21 protein-coding genes are annotated in these 15,114 nt (G+C 45.9%); 14 read left to right on the plus strand and 7 right to left on the minus strand.

What is annotated here, in order from left to right; genetic code table 11:
• Positions 1 to 45: 45 nt before the first annotated feature.
• Positions 46 to 495: a hypothetical protein gene (locus tag Q0230_RS08815; RefSeq protein ID WP_298609557.1), complete on the minus strand. Its 450-nt coding sequence runs from the start codon at positions 493 to 495 to the stop codon at positions 46 to 48.
• A gap of 230 nt (positions 496 to 725) precedes the next feature.
• On the opposite strand from Q0230_RS08815, the gene Q0230_RS08820 reads away from it, so the two are divergent.
• Positions 726 to 1,037 carry an NGG1p interacting factor NIF3 gene (locus tag Q0230_RS08820; protein ID WP_298609558.1) on the plus strand — a complete coding sequence of 104 codons (312 nt, stop codon included), beginning with the start codon at positions 726 to 728 and terminating at the stop codon, positions 1,035 to 1,037.
• Here Q0230_RS08820 and Q0230_RS08825 read toward each other — a convergent pair.
• Together Q0230_RS08825 and Q0230_RS08830 are read right to left on the minus strand one after the other, a co-directional pair.
• A complete protein-coding gene (locus Q0230_RS08825; RefSeq protein ID WP_298609560.1) occupies positions 1,030 to 1,353 on the minus strand; it encodes a hypothetical protein in 324 nt (107 codons plus the stop codon). The genes Q0230_RS08820 and Q0230_RS08825 overlap by 8 nt on opposite strands.
• 56 nt (positions 1,354 to 1,409) lie before the next feature.
• Positions 1,410 to 3,140, minus strand: coding sequence for a hypothetical protein (locus tag Q0230_RS08830; RefSeq protein ID WP_298609562.1), 1,731 nt, complete (start codon positions 3,138 to 3,140; stop codon positions 1,410 to 1,412).
• 68 nt (positions 3,141 to 3,208) lie between these two features.
• Between Q0230_RS08830 and ubiE the strand changes: the two genes are divergently transcribed.
• Complete coding sequence (gene ubiE, locus Q0230_RS08835) at positions 3,209 to 3,958, plus strand: bifunctional demethylmenaquinone methyltransferase/2-methoxy-6-polyprenyl-1,4-benzoquinol methylase UbiE (protein ID WP_298609563.1); 750 nt, start codon at positions 3,209 to 3,211, stop codon at positions 3,956 to 3,958.
• On the opposite strand, the gene Q0230_RS08840 is transcribed toward ubiE, so the two are convergent.
• Both Q0230_RS08840 and msrP read right to left on the minus strand, forming a co-directional pair.
• On the minus strand, positions 3,948 to 4,547 hold the full coding sequence (locus tag Q0230_RS08840; RefSeq protein WP_298609564.1) for a sulfite oxidase heme-binding subunit YedZ: 600 nt from the start codon (positions 4,545 to 4,547) through the stop codon (positions 3,948 to 3,950). The two genes, ubiE and Q0230_RS08840, sit on opposite strands and share 11 nt — an antisense overlap.
• Positions 4,547 to 5,458 (minus strand): protein-methionine-sulfoxide reductase catalytic subunit MsrP, encoded by a 912-nt coding sequence (gene msrP / locus Q0230_RS08845; RefSeq protein ID WP_298609565.1) that lies wholly within the window; start codon positions 5,456 to 5,458, stop codon positions 4,547 to 4,549. Before msrP ends, Q0230_RS08840 begins: the two co-directional genes overlap by 1 nt.
• A gap of 99 nt (positions 5,459 to 5,557) precedes the next feature.
• Between msrP and Q0230_RS08850 the strand changes: the two genes are divergently transcribed.
• Together Q0230_RS08850 and Q0230_RS08855 are read left to right on the plus strand one after the other, a co-directional pair.
• The gene (locus Q0230_RS08850; protein WP_298609566.1) at positions 5,558 to 6,160 is read left to right on the plus strand and encodes an SCO family protein; all 603 of its coding nucleotides are present in this window, start codon (positions 5,558 to 5,560) and stop codon (positions 6,158 to 6,160) included.
• A 14-nt stretch (positions 6,161 to 6,174) separates the two neighbouring features.
• A complete protein-coding gene (locus Q0230_RS08855) occupies positions 6,175 to 6,798 on the plus strand; it encodes an SCP2 sterol-binding domain-containing protein (RefSeq protein WP_298609567.1) in 624 nt (207 codons plus the stop codon).
• Here Q0230_RS08855 and Q0230_RS08860 read toward each other — a convergent pair.
• Positions 6,795 to 7,280: an RNA pyrophosphohydrolase gene (locus Q0230_RS08860; protein ID WP_298609605.1), complete on the minus strand. Its 486-nt coding sequence runs from the start codon at positions 7,278 to 7,280 to the stop codon at positions 6,795 to 6,797. The two genes, Q0230_RS08855 and Q0230_RS08860, sit on opposite strands and share 4 nt — an antisense overlap.
• A gap of 112 nt (positions 7,281 to 7,392) precedes the next feature.
• Between Q0230_RS08860 and Q0230_RS08865 the strand changes: the two genes are divergently transcribed.
• From Q0230_RS08865 to Q0230_RS08900, 8 genes are all read left to right on the plus strand, one after another.
• Positions 7,393 to 8,049 (plus strand): HAD family phosphatase, encoded by a 657-nt coding sequence (locus tag Q0230_RS08865; protein WP_298609568.1) that lies wholly within the window; start codon positions 7,393 to 7,395, stop codon positions 8,047 to 8,049.
• 3 nt (positions 8,050 to 8,052) lie between these two features.
• The gene (locus tag Q0230_RS08870) at positions 8,053 to 9,198 is read left to right on the plus strand and encodes a pyridoxal phosphate-dependent aminotransferase (RefSeq protein WP_298609569.1); all 1,146 of its coding nucleotides are present in this window, start codon (positions 8,053 to 8,055) and stop codon (positions 9,196 to 9,198) included.
• A 10-nt stretch (positions 9,199 to 9,208) separates the two neighbouring features.
• The gene (locus Q0230_RS08875) at positions 9,209 to 9,988 is read left to right on the plus strand and encodes an amidohydrolase (RefSeq protein WP_298609570.1); all 780 of its coding nucleotides are present in this window, start codon (positions 9,209 to 9,211) and stop codon (positions 9,986 to 9,988) included.
• An 86-nt stretch (positions 9,989 to 10,074) separates the two neighbouring features.
• Positions 10,075 to 10,263, plus strand: a complete 189-nt coding sequence (locus Q0230_RS08880) for a hypothetical protein (protein WP_298609571.1) — start codon at positions 10,075 to 10,077, stop codon at positions 10,261 to 10,263.
• 15 nt (positions 10,264 to 10,278) lie between these two features.
• Positions 10,279 to 10,806 (plus strand): MerR family transcriptional regulator, encoded by a 528-nt coding sequence (locus Q0230_RS08885; RefSeq protein ID WP_298609572.1) that lies wholly within the window; start codon positions 10,279 to 10,281, stop codon positions 10,804 to 10,806.
• Between the two features lie 132 nt (positions 10,807 to 10,938).
• On the plus strand, positions 10,939 to 11,391 hold the full coding sequence (locus Q0230_RS08890) for a hemerythrin domain-containing protein (protein WP_298609573.1): 453 nt from the start codon (positions 10,939 to 10,941) through the stop codon (positions 11,389 to 11,391).
• Entirely contained in the window at positions 11,388 to 12,017 is a 630-nt protein-coding gene (locus Q0230_RS08895) for an alpha/beta hydrolase (protein WP_298609574.1), read from the plus strand. Before Q0230_RS08890 ends, Q0230_RS08895 begins: the two co-directional genes overlap by 4 nt.
• A 1-nt stretch (position 12,018) precedes the next feature.
• Positions 12,019 to 12,648, plus strand: coding sequence for a peroxiredoxin (locus Q0230_RS08900; protein WP_298609575.1), 630 nt, complete (start codon positions 12,019 to 12,021; stop codon positions 12,646 to 12,648).
• A 204-nt stretch (positions 12,649 to 12,852) separates the two neighbouring features.
• Here Q0230_RS08900 and Q0230_RS08905 read toward each other — a convergent pair whose 3' ends face one another.
• Positions 12,853 to 13,347: a phasin family protein gene (locus tag Q0230_RS08905; protein WP_298609576.1), complete on the minus strand. Its 495-nt coding sequence runs from the start codon at positions 13,345 to 13,347 to the stop codon at positions 12,853 to 12,855.
• 224 nt (positions 13,348 to 13,571) lie between these two features.
• On the opposite strand from Q0230_RS08905, the gene Q0230_RS08910 reads away from it, so the two are divergent.
• Together Q0230_RS08910 and epsC are read left to right on the plus strand one after the other, a co-directional pair.
• Positions 13,572 to 14,078, plus strand: a complete 507-nt coding sequence (locus Q0230_RS08910) for a rhodanese-like domain-containing protein (protein ID WP_298609577.1) — start codon at positions 13,572 to 13,574, stop codon at positions 14,076 to 14,078.
• A 15-nt stretch (positions 14,079 to 14,093) separates the two neighbouring features.
• Positions 14,094 to 15,059: a serine O-acetyltransferase EpsC gene (gene epsC / locus Q0230_RS08915; protein ID WP_298609578.1), complete on the plus strand. Its 966-nt coding sequence runs from the start codon at positions 14,094 to 14,096 to the stop codon at positions 15,057 to 15,059.
• Positions 15,060 to 15,114 lie beyond the last annotated feature (55 nt).

The raw sequence follows: 15,114 nt of genomic DNA on the forward strand, positions 1-15,114 counted from the left end.
GTTTTAACTTGTCATGAGCACCTAATTCATTTCAACAATTGTCGACTACTCAGCGGGTTTCAGTTTGACACCCTCCAGATTATTGATTAAGCCTTTTTCTTGGCAATAAACCGTGGCTTGGACTTCACCTTTTTTCTCTACATTCACCCCAGCCTCAACCGCATGTTCTTCAGTCAAGCGATCGACACCCCAAAACACATTGTAGTTATAATCGCCATTAGGGATATTCACGGCATAGGAAATATAGCGCCCAATTCCTTGCCACTGGAAAGTGCTGGCTTGTGAACGTGGAACTGAAATAGCCAGTTCGGGTTTCTGGCCTTTTTTGCCAAGACTATAGTTGATGGTTTTGCCTGCATCACAGACTTCAAGCTGCTTATTAGCCTTTTTAGTATTACAAAAAAACAACGTTTTGCTATCACTCGGGCAAGCCGCTAAGGCTAAATTGGTGAACAGAAAACAAGTCGCGCCCATGCTGATGGCTAATGCTTTCATGCTGTTACCTCGCTAAGTCGATTTATGATTGGATTACACTACAGCTAGTTAGACTACCATACCCTACATTGGATGCGTTCAACTCGCAGATAATAGATCAGTTGCAAAAGTCAAAAATTAAGCATTTTGGGATTTTTATCAGCACTCGGTCTGTAAGAAGTTCGTGCCCTAAGTGATGGAATTTCAGTCAGTAAGAATGAGCAATAAATGTTTTGTGCAAGAGGTTTATTATGTATCAATTGATTTTTTATGTACCAGAAACGCATAAGGAACTAGTCAAGTCAGCCGTGTTTGCTGCAGGTGCAGGACGCATTGGTAATTATGACCAGTGTGCTTGGGAGTGCCTAGGGACTGGTCAATTTAGACCGTTGACAGGCAGTAATCCTTTTTTAGGGCAGGAAAATCATCTCCATTTAGTTGATGAGTACCGTGTGGAGCTGATCTGCGCTGATGAATATATTCAAGCTGCTCTACAAGCTTTGATCCATAGCCATCCTTATGAAGAACCAGCCTATACCGTGTTTCCAATTAATACTATTTAGGCTTTAGATCGTGCCAAAAAGGCAAGGCGCGTTCTTGATTGCTTTTCGGAGCTAAGTAAGGAGTTTGGCCTAAGGCTTGAGGTAAGTTCCGTTCTTTAAGTATCCACTGCTTCAAAACTAGATGTTTAGCAAAACGCTGTTGCTTTAGTTTAGGATGATGATAAGACTTGAAGATAGCTCGGCTATCAGCGGGACTCGCGAGCTTTTGATTGTAATACCACTGATCAGTGGCAGCTTGTACTTGCGAATAAAAAATAACTATTAAAAGCAGGCTGCCTAAGTAAGCAACCTGCTTGTTGTATCGTCTGGTCATCATTAGACTTTCTCAAATTTTGAACCTAGTCTGTTGATAACACAGTTTGTTAGGCTTGGCTAGAATTTGGCACGTTTTACATGCTGGGTACTAACACAAGAGCTGGCTTGCCAGCCACCACAATGTCCTTGGGTTTTAATACCACGAGCAAAACTCCCTTGCACACCTTGTAAGCCTTTGCTGCCATAAGCACCTTTACCTCCCCCATGACCATCCTGGCCTTCGTGATCGCCATCGTGGCTATTCCCAGCGTTACCATTGTCGCCATCGTGACTGCTACCGTACCCATCCATGCCTTTGTCACCGCCGTGCCCACCACCGCCGTGACCGCCACCATATCCGCCATCACCGTTGTGTCCACCACCATTCCCATCCATGCCTTTGTCACCACCGTGACCGCCACCGCCGTGTCCACTACCATTCCCATCCATGCCTTTGTCACCGCCGTGACCGCCGCCTCCGTGACCGCCACCGCCGTGACCGCCGCCTCCGTGACCGCCACCTCCGTGACCGCCACCTCCATGACCGCCACCTCCGTGACCGCCACCTCCGTGACCGCCACCTCCGTGACCGCCACCTCCATTGCCGCCGCCTCCATTGCCGCCGCCTCCGTTGCCGCCGCCTCCGTTGCCGCCACCTCCATTGCCGCCACCTCCATTGCCGCCGCCTCCGTTGCCGCCGCCTCCGTTGCCGCCGCCTCCGTTGCCGCCGCCTCCGTTGCCACCGCCTCCGTTGCCGCCGCCTCCGTTGCCGCCGCCTCCGTTGCCACCTCCATCAATATAGCCCCCCTCACCACCACCGCCGTATCCCCCATGATGGTAACCACCAAACACCAAGCCGCCTGAGAAACTAGGCGCAATTTGTTGGCTATAAATCGGTACAGGTCGATGCACAATCACTGGTTGAACTGGACGTTGAACATAACGCACAACCGGGCGCACTACTTGGACTGGTTGAACTGGGCGTTGAACATAACGTACCACTGGACGCGCCACTTGTACCCTTTGTACAGGTCGAACCACCCTACGCACCTGAGGACGGACTGGGCGGAAAACTTGTACGGTTTGTACACCACAAGCTTGATAACCCGGACGCATTCTTGCGACTGGATTATGTGGTCTAACAAAACGTTGTGCCTGCAGTTGAGCGCGTTTACGCGCTAACATTTGCTGTTTAGCCGCGAGTAAGCGTTGCTGTTGCAGCATCCGTTGCTTGTTAAGCAATAAGGCTTGACGTTTTAAAGCAGCCTGACGCTTTTGTTGAGCTACGCGCTGCTTTTGTAAGTTCAGTGCTTTTAGTTGAATAGCTTGTTGACGTTGACGCTGTAGAGCCGCTTGACGTTGTTGTTGAGCGACTTGGGCAGCTCTACGCTTTTGTGCTAATTGCAATGCTTTACGTTTTTGTTGTGCAGCATAATAAGCTTGGCGTTGAGCACGAGTTTGTTGACTGACCTGCCCACCCGCATATTTTGCATGAGGGCGAGGAACAACTGCTGCATAACCACGACCATGCAAACCACAAACAGCCCCTCGATGAGTCACTCGATGGCTACCTTTAGGTTTAATCGCACGCCAACCACCTTTACAGAAGCCACGACTATGACACTGATGAGCGGCAGCACTATGGTGATGACGAACGCTGATACAGCTCACATGAACTGATTTCACACGGACGATAGGGCCTTTCTCGTTCGCTTGCATAGTGCGCATATCTTCAATGCCGCCATTCCATGCTTGTGCTTGCGAGGCCGCTGCCAGCCCTAAACCAACACCAATAACTATTTTTTTCATGCTGCCTTCTCCATGAAGAGCGTTGCGCCTGTTAGACTAGGCCATCTTTTTTGAGGAATGCCTGAGTAATGGATAAGGAACAAACAACCCATTTTGGCTATCAACAAGTTCCCGTTATGGAAAAAGCTAGTCGAGTGGCGGGGGTATTTCATTCGGTAGCCGACAAGTACGACGTAATGAACGACGTAATGTCGTTTGGCGTGCATCGTATTTGGAAACGTTTGACGATTGATGCCGCCGGAGCTAAGCAAGGTTCTAAAATTTTAGACTTAGCGGGTGGTACAGGTGATTTAGCCAGTAAATTTGCACGTATCGTGGGTCAAACTGGCAAAGTCGTCTTATCCGATATTAATGCGTCCATGTTAGAAAATGGCCGCAAGCGCCTGACTGATTTAGGCATCGCGGGCAATATTGAATATGTACAAGCTAATGCCGAATGCTTGCCTTTTGCCGATAATAGCTTTGATATTGTGACGATGGCATTTGGCTTAAGAAATGTTACCGATAAAGATTCAGCTTTACGCTCTATTTTCCGGATTTTAAAACCCGGTGGACGTTTATTAGTCTTAGAGTTTTCTAAACCTGTATTACCTGGCCTTGCGCCAATTTATGATCAATATTCATTTAAGTTTTTGCCAATGATGGGCAAAATCATTGCCAATGATGCTGAAAGTTACCGCTATTTAGCCGAATCGATACGCATGCATCCTGATCAAGAAACTTTAAAACACATGATGAGTGCTGCTGGCTTTGAGCGTGTAACTTATACGAATATGACCGGCGGTATTGTCGCTTTACATAAAGGCTTCAAGCTTTAAAGCGCTGATAAAGCCGCTCGCCTAATAGAGCGGCTAAGATCAAGGCATAGATTAAAGGCTCTGATACATCCGATTTAGCATCTTTCATCCACCAAAAATGCAGCACTGCCAGTATAGAGAGTGGATAAATCAAGCTATGTAAAGTTTTCCAGCGCTTACCTAGACGCCTTAGCATCGCTTTCGGTGAGGTTATGGCTAAAGGAATCAGCATGAGAAAAGCTAGCATACCCACCGTAATAAACGGCCTTTTTAGAATATCGTGCCAAATCCCACTCCAATCAAAAAATTGGTCCAGCCACAGATATAAAATCAAATGCACACTGGCATAAAAAAACGCAAATAAACCTAACATGCGCCGCAAGCGAATCCCTTGAGTCCAGCCGCTTAAACGCCGCAACGTGGACAAACTCAGTGTTAATAACAGAAAGCGTAAAGCCCAATCACCAGTGCTACGTGTGACTGCTTCAATCGGATTCGCGCCCAAACTATCTTGCCAAATACCCCAACCCATTAAAATGGCTGGGATTAAGGCGCAGGCAAAAATTAGCGGCTTGAGTAAGCGTGTAAATAAAGGCTCGGGAAATTGCATTAATAATATTTCCGTAAATCCATACCGCTATACAAACTCGCTACTTGCTCTTCATAACCATTAAACATCAGTGTTTTACGCTTTCTAAATTCACCAATACGCCTTTCGTTATATTGGCTCCAACGTGGATGATCCACATTGGGATTAACATTGGAATAAAAGCCATATTCTTCCGCACTTAAGCGCTCCCAACTGGAGATAGGTTGTTGCTCAACAAAACTAATCCGCACAATCGATTTAATGCTTTTAAACCCATACTTCCAAGGTACAACTAAACGTAAAGGCGCGCCATTTTGGTTTAATAGGGGTTTATCGTAGAGACCTGTTGCGATTAAAGTCAAAGGATGCATCGCCTCATCCATGCGCAAACCTTCCGTGTAAGGCCAAGACAAGACCTTTTGCTTCAACTTAGGCATTTGCTTGGGATCAGCCAGTGTTTGGAAACGTACAAATTTAGCTTTAGAAGTGGGCTGGAAACGCTTTAATAAATCAGCTAAAGCAAAACCTTGCCAAGGAATGACCATCGACCAACCTTCTACGCAACGCATGCGGTAAATTCGTTCCTCGATAGTTTCAGTCTTAAGAATATCCTCTAGGGTATAATGCCCCGGCTTTTCGCATTCGCCATCCACTGTCACTGACCAAGGGGAAGTGATCAAACTTTTTGCATTAATAGCAGGATCGCCCTTAGCAGTCCCAAATTCATAGAAATTATTGTAAGTGGTAATATCATCAAAATCGGTTGGAGTCTCATCGGTAGAAAAAACTGATTTCGCCCAAGCTATTGAAGGCAACACTGTCCCTAACACCGTAGCTCCACCCAGTAACTTTAAAAACTCCCGGCGATTTTGATAAAGCGCATAGGCTGTGGTGTCATTTTCGGTTAAATCTGGAGCCTGTTTAATAATCATTGTTAAATACCTCTAGGCTAATACGCAATACATCAGCTTTTGGATGCGCCAACAAGCACTTATGCTATTGTCGCAGCGGCTACGATGAAGGAGACATGAATGAACGCACGTAACTTGATCTATCTTGGCTTAGCTATTATTGCTTTAGTTGCGGGTATTTTTACTGCTAAGCAATTTCTGACTAGCCCCAATGCAGAAGCCGGTTCTACTATGACAGTGACGGCCGCCAATGATTTCACTTTGACGCAAAATAATCAGGTGATTCACTTGCAAGACTTTCGCGGCAAGCTAGTACTCCTCTACTTCGGCTATGCCTCTTGCCCTGATGTCTGCCCTACCTCCTTGGCTTTATTAAGTTCAGCTTTAAAAGCATTGAGTGCCGAAGAAACTGCGCAAATTCAGCCTATCTTTATTAGTGTTGATCCCGAACGAGACAACGGGACTAAATTGATGGACTATGCGCGTTATTTCTTCCCTAGTTTTATTGGGGTTACAGGAAGCGAGCAGGAAATTCAGCGCACAGCCATGCAATACGGGGCGTTTTACAGTAAGGTAAAGAGTAACTCAGCGATGGGCTATACTGTCGATCACAGCTCTAACAGTTATTTGCTTGGTAAAGACGGTCAGCTTCTGACTACTTTTAGGCATGATGTGACTAAAGCTGAAATAATTGCAGGGATTCGTGCGGCTTTGAAACATTAACAAGGAGGCTTGGTATGCTGCTAGATGCTGTAACTCTTCCCTTAGAAGCGGCTTTTAATGCTTGGCTGAAACTGGATGAAAAGACTCATGGTCATGCACGTCAGCGTTTACAAGCTTTGCAAGGCAAACTCATTCATCTGCGCATTACCAATCCGGGCTTTGATTTGTACTTTTTACCCACAGCAGAACAAGTACGTATCAGTGCAAGCTACGATGCCCAGCCCGATGTAAGCATTCAAGGTAGTGCTCTAGCTTTTATGCGCTTAGCGCAAGCCGAAGACAATGGCAAAGCGATGCTAGAGAATGGTATTAAGCTTGACGGTGATTTAGGTTTAGGTACTGAATTTAGCAAAATCTTGCGTGAAATTGATGTGGATTGGGAGGAGCTACTCTCGCAAGCCGTGGGGGACACGGTTGCCCATCAAGCCGGACAAATGGCGCGCAATACTAAAGGCTGGTTAGATCAGTCCGCCCAAGCGATGCGCTTAAATACTCAAGAATATTTACAAGAAGAAGCGCGGCTTTTACCAGCCGAAGCCGAGCTGAATTATTACTATGAGCAAATTGATCAGTTACGGATGGATGCGGATCGTTTGGAAGCGCGCTTGAATCGGCTAGTCAAAGAAAAGGATGCCTAAGCATCCTTTCCTGATTCCACTAAAAGTGCGAACTCATTTAAAGCACGGCGATACACTTTCCGCTTGAAAAAGACCACTTGTTGAGCGGGTGTCCAATAGTCTACCCATTCCCAATGATCAAATTCAGGTTTTGGTGTCGCTTGTAAATTCACATCTCCGTCCCTGCACAACATCCGCAGCAAAAACCACCGCTGCTTCTGGCCGATGCACAAGGGTCTTGAGCGACGGCGAATCATGTAATGGGGTATGCGATAACGCAACCAACCACGAGTTTGTCCCATGACTTCGACATGCTGAGGTTGCAATCCAGTTTCTTCATGCAATTCTCGATACATCGCGTCGAGCGGAGACTCCCCCTGATCAATACCTCCTTGAGGAAACTGCCAAGATTCTTGACCTAAACGTTTTCCCCAAAACACTTTACCATCGCAATTACAGAGGATGATGCCTACGTTCGCACGGAATCCGTCCTCATCAATCACGACTGTCCTCCGGAACTTTTTTGCTTGCATTGATTTTTTCACAATCCCCATGATTCGGCAATTTCAAGCGAGTACAATCGGGTATTTTTCTGCTAAACGTATAGGAATAAGCATGACCCTCGCACTTTTCGACCTCGATAACACCCTCTTAACAGGCGATAGCGATTATCAATGGGGCGAATTTTTAGTTCGTAAAGGTTTGGTGGATGCACAAGCCCATGCAGAAACCAATAAACGTTTTTACGGCCAATACACCAATGGCACTTTAAATATCCGTGAATATGCTGCGTTTACTTTTAAATTTTTAAGTGAGCACAGCATGGAACAGCTCGATCAATGGCGTAGCGAATATATGCAAGAAGATATTCACAAAATGATTCCGGATGCAGCACGCGCTTTAGTCGAAAAGCATCGTGCGTTGGGACATACCTTGGTCATTATTACGGCCACCAATAGTTTTGTGACGCGCCCGATTGCCACTGAGTTTGGGATTGAAAACTTATTAGCTGTCGAGCCTAAAATTGAAAATGGTCGCTATACCACTGAAATTGACGGTATCCCCACCTTCCGTGAAGGTAAAATTGAGCGCCTAAAAGAATGGCTACAAGGTCGCGCAGAAACTTTAGAAGGCAGCTATTTTTATAGCGACTCACACAATGATTTGCCCTTATTAGAAATAGTGGATCATCCGATTGCGGTTGATCCTGATGACACCTTGCGTGCTAAAGCCATCGCTAAGGCTTGGCCAATTATTAGTTTACGGAGTTAAGTGATGCACTACCCTGCTAGTAAATTGCCGCATATTGGCACAACGATTTTCACCGTCATGTCGCAGATGGCGAATGAATACAAGGCCATTAACCTCTCGCAGGGCTTCCCCGATTTTGATGGCCCCTCTGCCCTCTTGAATGCAGTGGGTGCTTATATTGCCAAAGGCATGAATCAATACGCGCCCATGAGTGGCCTGCCGGTGTTGCGCGAACAGATTGCCGCCAAAGTACAGCGCATTTATGGTAATCCAGTCTCAGCCGATGAGGTGACGGTTACTTCAGGTGCAACCGAAGCTTTATTCGCAGCGATTGCAGCAGTCGTGCGCCCTGGCGATGAAGTGATTATGTTTGACCCTGCCTACGACAGTTATGACCCAGCCGTCGAACTGAATGGCGGGAGATCCATCCATTTACAATTACAGCCGCCTCAATTTGCTATCGATTGGGCACAAGTCAAAGCCGCCATCACGCCGAAAACGCGCTTAATTATTCTAAATTCTCCGCATAATCCGACTGGTAGCGTCTTGACAGCTGCCGATATGCAACAATTAATTGAGCTAGTTCGCGGCACCGATATTCTGTTACTCGGCGATGAAGTCTATGAACATATCGCTTTTGATGGTCAACAGCATCAAAGCTTGAATCGCTATCCAGAACTGTATGAACGTAGCTTTGTGGTTTCGTCTTTTGGCAAAACCTATCATGCGACCGGCTGGAAAATTGGTTATTGCGTAGCACCGCCGCCTTTAACGGCTGAATTCCGTAAGATGCATCAATATCTAACTTTTGCAACCTGCACCCCCATGCAATTAGCACTGGCGGATATTTTGCGGGATGAGCCCGAACATGCGGATCATCTCCCACAGTTTTATCAGCAAAAGCGCGATCTCTTCTGCTCCTTGATCAGCAATAGCCGCTTTAAATTTACCCCGTCAGCAGGCACTTATTTCCAAGTGGTCGACTACAGCGCGCTTAGTGATTTGCCGGATACTGCTTTCTGTGAATGGCTGACTAAAGAGGTGGGGGTAGCCGCGATTCCGGTTTCAGTGTTTTGCAAAGTACCACCAAACATGCGCTTGATTCGTTTCTGCTTTGCCAAAGGTGATGAAACTTTGCAACGTGCCGCTGAACGCTTATGTGCCATTTAGGAGAAGAGTAATGCCTGAATCCTTACGGGTGAGCTTGGTACAAACTGAATTAGCTTGGCAAAATCCAGAGGCCAATCGAGCGCATTTTGCTGAGTTGCTGCAAGACTTAGCGGGGCAGACAGATTTAATCGTCTTGCCGGAAATGTTCACCACGGGCTTTATGATGGCACCCGAAATTCATGCCGAGGCGTATGGCGGTGCCACCTTTACTTGGCTACAAACCCAAGCAGCTAAGTTGCAAGCGGCGATTTGTGGCTCAGTGGCTACCGCTGTTGAGGGACAATATACGAACCGCTTCATGTTCGCTACCCCCGATGGCCAAATGCAGTTTTATGACAAACGCCACCTGTTCCGCATGGGCGATGAAGTCAATCATTATAGCGCAGGCTTAGAGCGTAAAACCTTTAACTATCAAGGCTTTCGTATTCTGCCTCAAGTCTGCTATGACCTGCGCTTCCCGGTGTTTATGCGCAATCGTAATGACTATGACTTAGCCATCGTGGTCGCGAATTGGCCTGCTGTTCGGCGTAAACCTTGGCGTACTTTGCTACAAGCGCGGGCGATTGAAAATCAAAGCTATGTGCTGGGCGTAAATCGGGTGGGTATGGATGGTTTAGGTTTAGCCTATAGCGGTGATTCACTAGCGATTGATTTCAAAGGTGAATTGCTGATTGATCAGGCTGAAGGCTCTGCGTTTGTGGAAACGACTCCGTTGGATTTAAACGCCTTACAGCAATTTCGTGAGCAATTTCCGGCTTGGATGGATGCGGATGAGTTTAGCTTAAACTGAAATCTTTCGCTTGCTCTCTGCTTGACCTGTCTATCACTGCACAGTTTAAGGTGAGATTTCTTACTTAAATACAGCAGGAATTTACTATGCAAAATGCCATGATGACTAAAACTCAATGGGTTGAGTTATTCCGTGACACAGGTTTGGATGAGGCGATGATGAGCAAATGGCATCAACTGTTTGAACAACGCTACCCAGAACAACATCAGGCTTTTCTGGAATGGCTGCAAATCCCTAGTGAGGAAGTCACACAGATTCGCAAGGCGAGCCGCTAACTCCACCAGTTTGAAATGAAGATGTATACCATCGGCCAACTCTGCAAACGCTTTGGCTTATCACGTAGCGCTTTATTGTACTACGACACGATTGGCCTGCTGCCTGCCTCCACCCGCAGCACTAGCGGTTATCGTTTATATACCGAATCAGCTTTACAACGTATGTTGCAGATACAGACTTATCGTGAAGCGGGCTTGCCTTTGGATACGATTCAAACCCTTTTGGCCTCCAGCACGGAAAGTAGCGCCTCTGTGCTGGAACGCCATCTACAAGACTTGAATCGAGAAATACAGCGTTTGCGCCAGCAACAGCAAGTCATTATTCGCTTATTAGAATCCCCTGCTGCATTGAACAACAGTCGCACTATGACCAAACAACGCTGGGTAGAAATGCTGCAAGCAGCAGGTTTAGACGCAATGGGCATGAATAAATGGCATGCCGAATTTGAACAACGCTCGCCGGAAGCGCATCAGGACTTTTTGGAGTCCTTAGGGATTGAAGCTGAGGAAATTCAAAGGATTCGGCAGTTGTCTAGGCAATAACCTAACACCAAGCAAAATTTACTTAACAATCTTAGCTATCCACCGCCTCGCATAAGCTTTCCAATTTTTCTTAGTTCCTCGCAACTCAACTCCTTCCTAAAGTATCGTCTTATCTGATATAGGAAAAATTTCATGGCACCTCGTTTAGCAGTGGACTCCACAAATTCCAATGAGCATTTAGCGAATTTTCAAACGCTTTATGTGCAGTTGATGAACTTGGAGTTTCAGCAATACCTATCCGCGTTGCATTTGGAATTAACCGCACAGATTACCACACAGAAACCGAATGCTGCCAAGATTGATGAGTTGCTTAAACAACTTCAGCAGCAATTAAGCGAACAATTTAAAACCGAAGAACAAGATATGAATGCCACTGATTATCCGTATTTGTTGTTGCATCGTCATCAACATCAGCGGGCTTTGGAGCAAATTGCACGCCATATCGAATTATGGAAAAAGCAGCGCAATGCTTGGGCCTTGCGTGATTTTGTAGAAAAAACTTTTACCCAATGGCTCTATACTCATCGCCGTGCGGATATGGCAGCGGCCTTGTTTGTTGCTTATGTGCAGGAGGCTTCGGCATGAGTACAATTTTAAGCGTCCCTGGTTTATATGGCAGTGAACTGCAACATTGGCAGACTTGGCTAGAACGCAAATTGCCAAATACCCAACGCGTTGAACAAGAAGATTGGGACAATCCTATCCTACCGATTTGGGCGCAAGCCGTCAGCCAAAGCATCCAGCAGGCACGCGGTAAAGTTTGGATTATTGCGCACAGTTTCGGCTGCTTAGCCAGTATTTATGCTGCACAAAAATACCCTGAAAAAATAGCTGGAGCGATGTTAGTTGCCCCTGCTAATCCAAACCGTTTTAGCTTGCATGGTTTTCAAGCGGGTGAGCTATATGTAAGTGCACGCGATAACGTCGCTCTGCATTTACCCAAACAAGCCTTGGGTTTTCCGAGCGTGATTGTGGCAAGCAGTAATGATCCGTGGATGCCGTTAGAAAGCGCCGAAGTTTGGGCAGACACTTGGGAAAGCCGCTTTATTAATATCGGTGCAGCCGGACATATCAATGTAGCTTCTGGTTTTGGTGCTTGGCCAGAAGGCTTAAGAATTTTCGAACATTTTCAGCAGTCGCTTTATGACTTGCCTCAAGGTGCTATTAATGCACCTCAACCACGATTTCATTTAGTATCACAGGAGTTTTAAAATGACACTGCGCTTAGGCGATATTGCGCCCGATTTTGTGCAGCATTCTAGTGCTGGCGAAATTCAATTCCATGCTTGGCTAGGAGATTCATGGGGAATTTTATTCTCGCACCCCGCTGATTTTACCCCGGTGTGTACGACTGAATTAGGTTTAACCGCTAAATTAAAAGACGAATTCGCTAAGCGAAAGGTAAAAGCGATTGCCTTATCGGTTGATCCTTTAGAATCTCACGATCGTTGGATTCAAGATATTAACGAGACACAAAACACTCAAGTCAACTTCCCGATTCTCGCCGATGCTGATCGCAAAGTTTCTGAGCTATATGATTTAATTCACCCAAATGCCAGCACTACTGCAACAGTACGTTCCTTATTTATTATCGACCCGCAGAAAAAAGTCCGTTTAATTATCACTTATCCAGCTAGCACCGGACGGAATTTCAATGAAATTTTGCGCGTAATCGACTCATTACAACTCACTGACTCGCATTTAGTCGCTACCCCAGGCAACTGGGAACCCGGTGATGAAGTAGTGATTGTTCCCTCATTGCAAGACCCAGTCGAATTACAACAACGTTTCCCGCAAGGCTTCCGGGCAGTTAAGCCTTATCTACGCTTAACACGTATCTAATTTAAAATTAACTCTGCGAAAAGCGCTAAGCCAAACTTCGGTTTGGCTTTTTTTTCTGAATTAAATTACCCAATCGCTAACCAATGGAAAATGCCCGCTCAAGCACACCTTAAGCGGGCGGAGATGACAAATGGATTTAGGAGGAAAGTACAGCCCCATTTGTCGAGGACAGGTAGACCCATTCAACCTGTAGGAGAGAAGCTATTAAGCTTTATTCGCAACCTTTTTTACTGCCTCATTCGTTTGAGCTATAGCAGTTTTACTCAAATCAATTACTTCTGCAGTAGCCGACTCGACCGCTGCCTTAGTTTTTTCAGTGGCTTCAGAAGCAGCTTGTTTACTGACTTCAATTAATTGTGTCGTACCCGATTGAAAAGACTTTAGGGAGTTTTCAGTAGTCGCTTTAAACTCTTCACTATAGGCCTTAAAAACCTCTGCAGTTTCACGCCAGTTATTCAGCCACTTTGTATTGAAACCATTAACTAACTCTTGATTTAGCAATGAGCCTGTCGTTGTAACAGGTGCTTTTAACAGACCCTCTGTATACTGCTTCCCAAAATCTACATACTCCTGAATAAAGTTAAGCTGCTGAGTCCGTAGAGTTTCTGCGGTTTTTAAATTTAATTCACCGATCTTTTGTAGAAAGCTGAATTGGTTAGTAGTTAATTCATTAATAACTTCAATTGCATGGTTAGGCATTTCAAATCTCCTTATTGATTTATGTAGCTCACAGTAAATCAATTTTGCTGCACTGCATAACAAGAAAATTTACTTAGCTTTTATGATTTTTTAATAACCAACTTATTCAGAAATCGCGATAAGCATATAGTTTTTTATTCGTTCCAGGGATAAGAGCAGGCTGTTAGTTTGTTGCACCAACAGCCTAGAACTAACGATCTAATGTGTTCTTGTAGGAGGACAACATGAGTATAACTGCTAACCCAAGCGCACCTGTGTCACAAACTATTGTGAAGGGTGCTGCCCATTCTGTTCCAGCGGTTTTTCCTGCACAAACAACCATCCAAACCACGAGCGATTTGGGCTATGCCGGCATTGTTAGCCCTACTCAAGCCTGGGAGCTTTTTCAAGCTGGTACTGCAGTGATTGTGGATGTACGCAGCAAAGAAGAATTACATTTTGTAGGACGTGTCCCTGGTACTTTACATGTGGCTTGGGCAACGGGTACGGCTTTAAATCGCAATCCCCGATTTGTGCGCGAACTCGAAGCGAAGCTCAATAAAAGCCAAACTATTTTATTACTCTGTCGCAGTGGTAAACGCTCTGCAGAGGCAGCAATAGCGGCTACTAAAGCTGGATTTAAACAAGTCTATAACATTGCCCAAGGGTTTGAGGGTGATCTAGATCCAGCTAATCAGCGTGGGCATTTAGGTGGCTGGCGAGTGGCAAATTTACCTTGGGAACAGGACTAAGCGGATTTATTTATTATGAGCAAACTACTAGCGATTAGACCTGACTACTTGCCCGATCTCGAAGTGACCAGCTGGAAATTAGAGAATATTGTCACCGATTTAAAACAAAAGCGTTTAGCGTGGCGTACTGAACAGCAGCGCCCCCACTATTTTGGTGGACGCAATTTACCATCACGCGAGGCCGTGCAAAGTATTGTCAAAGCCTTAGGTCAAGCACTCTTCCCCATGCGTTTAGGGCCGATTGATCTACACCAAGAAGCTGAAGACTATTATGTGGGTTTGCAACTCGATTCTGCCTTGAATGTCTTGTATACCCAAGCGCGTTTAGAATTATCTTATAGTGCCCATTTAGAGCATGTTGCCCAAGGCACTCGTCCGGCGCTACAGCTGGAGCAGCAAGCTAAAGAATTAGTCCAAACTTTTGCTAGTACCTTGCCACGTATCCGCCAAGATTTAGATGCGGATGTTTTGGCTGCTTTTCATGGTGATCCAGCCGCCCGCTCCGTAGACGAAGTACTGATGTGTTATCCGGGCATTAAAGCAATGATTTTCCACCGGATTGCGCATGAATGGTATGTATTGGGCTTGCCGCTATTGGCGCGGATGCTTGCCGAATTATCCCACTCCGAAACCGGCATCGACATTCACCCTGGTGCAACTATTGCCAGCGGCTTTTTCATTGATCATGGCACGGGCGTAGTCATCGGTGAAACTGCCACCATTGGCAAAAATGTACGTCTCTATCAAGCCGTCACTTTGGGTGCGAAACGCTTTGAAAAAAATGACGATGGCTCGCTCGCCAAAGATTATGTGCGCCACCCCACAGTGGAAGACGACGTGGTGATTTATGCAGGCGCTACCATTCTCGGCAATATCACGATTGGGCGTGGCTCAGTGATTGGTGGCAATGTCTGGCTCACGCATAGCGTGCCACCGAATAGTTATATTAGCCAAGAACATTCCAGCCGAATGTCGAGCTAACACTTAACCCTTCCCTTTTAATTATTTTTTAATGCCTTTTTAGCAAGGAGAATCT

This window comes from uncultured Thiothrix sp. (genome assembly GCF_937876535.1).
Lineage (GTDB): Bacteria > Pseudomonadota > Gammaproteobacteria > Thiotrichales > Thiotrichaceae > Thiolinea.